Genomic DNA, 1,354 nt, shown 5'->3' on the forward strand with positions numbered 1-1,354 from the left:
CGGCGCGGCGGCGATCGCCGACAAGGCGCATGTCGAGGCCGCGGTGGCGCACAACGACCGCTGGCTCGCCTGGCTGACCGAGGAGCTGACGGCGCTCGGCCTGCGGGTGACGCCGAGCGTCGGCAACTTCGTGCTGATCCACTTCCCGGCCGATGGCGGCAACGCCGCGGCGGCCGCCGACGCCTATCTGACGGCGCGCGGCTTCGTGCTGCGCCGCGTCGCCGGCTACGGCTTCCCCGACGCGCTGCGCATGTCGGTGGGCAGCGAGGAAGCCAATCGCTGCGTCGTCGCCGCCCTCGCCGAGTTCCTGAAAAGCTGATTTGATGTCCGAGCCCCTGTTTGCCAAGATCGCCCTGGTGGGCATCGGCCTGATTGGCTCGTCGCTCGCCCGCGTCATCCGGCGCGAGAAGCTGGCCGGCGAGCTCGTGGTGTCGACCCGGCGTCCCGAGACGCTGGCGCGCGCCGCCGAACTCGGCCTCGGCGACCGCTACACGGCCGACGCCGCCGAGGCGGTGGCGGATGCCGATCTCGTCGTCGTGTCGGTGCCCGTCGGCGCCTCGGGCGACGTCGCGGCGACCATCGGGCCGGCGCTCAAGCCCGGCGCCATCGTCACCGACGCCGGCTCGACCAAGGGCTCGGTGATCGCCCAGATGCAGCCGCACATGCCGGCCGGCGTGCACTTCATCCCCGGCCACCCGATCGCCGGCACCGAGCATTCCGGCCCGGACGCCGGCTTCGCCGAGCTGTTCGCCGGGCGCTGGTGCATTCTCACCCCGCTCGCCGGCACCGATGCGGCCGCGCTCGACCGGCTGACGCGGTTCTGGCAGCGCTGCGGCTCGACGGTCGAGACGATGGACCCGCAGCACCACGACATGGTGCTCGCCATCGTCTCGCACCTGCCGCACATCATTGCCTACAACATCGTCGGCACGGCCGACGACCTGGAGGCGGTGACCAAGAGCGAGGTCATCAAGTACTCGGCCTCCGGCTTCCGCGACTTCACCCGCCTGGCCGCCTCCGACCCGACCATGTGGCGCGACGTGTGCCTGCACAACCGCGAGGCCATCCTGGAGATGCTGGCGCGGTTTTCCGAGGACCTGTCGTCGCTGCAGCGCGCGATCCGCTGGGGCGACGGCGACAAGCTGTTCGACCTGTTCGCCCGCACCCGCGCCGTGCGCCGCTCGATCATCGAGGCGGGGCAGGAGATCGACGCGCCCGACTTCGGCCGCCTGGCGCGGGCCGAGCGGTCCTAGAGCCGTTCTGCGTTTCACGGAATCGCAGATCGGCTCTAACGCATTGTTTTCACGCGTTTCCGAACGGCGAACCGGTTTCCACTTCGCCTGGAAACGCTATA

At 70.7% G+C, this 1,354-nt stretch carries 2 protein-coding genes; both read left to right on the forward strand.

Annotated features, from left to right (window positions below; all coding sequences use genetic code 11):
* On the forward strand, positions 1–319 hold a 319-nt coding region (locus N1F89_RS20565), incomplete at its 5' end, for an aminotransferase class I/II-fold pyridoxal phosphate-dependent enzyme (RefSeq protein ID WP_354670342.1).
* A 4-nt stretch (positions 320–323) separates the two neighbouring features.
* Complete coding sequence (locus N1F89_RS20570; RefSeq protein ID WP_290086367.1) at positions 324–1,253, forward strand: prephenate/arogenate dehydrogenase family protein; 930 nt, start codon at positions 324–326, stop codon at positions 1,251–1,253.
* Positions 1,254–1,354 lie beyond the last annotated feature (101 nt).

The organism is Aquibium sp. A9E412, assembly GCF_030398335.1.
Classification (GTDB): domain Bacteria; phylum Pseudomonadota; class Alphaproteobacteria; order Rhizobiales; family Rhizobiaceae; genus A9E412.

Bases quoted from the DNA above. Each gene is read 5' to 3' on its own strand.
- N1F89_RS20570 (WP_290086367.1), top strand. From the start codon at position 324: ATGTCCGAGCCCCTGTTTGCCAAGATCGCCCTGGTGGGCATCGGCCTG.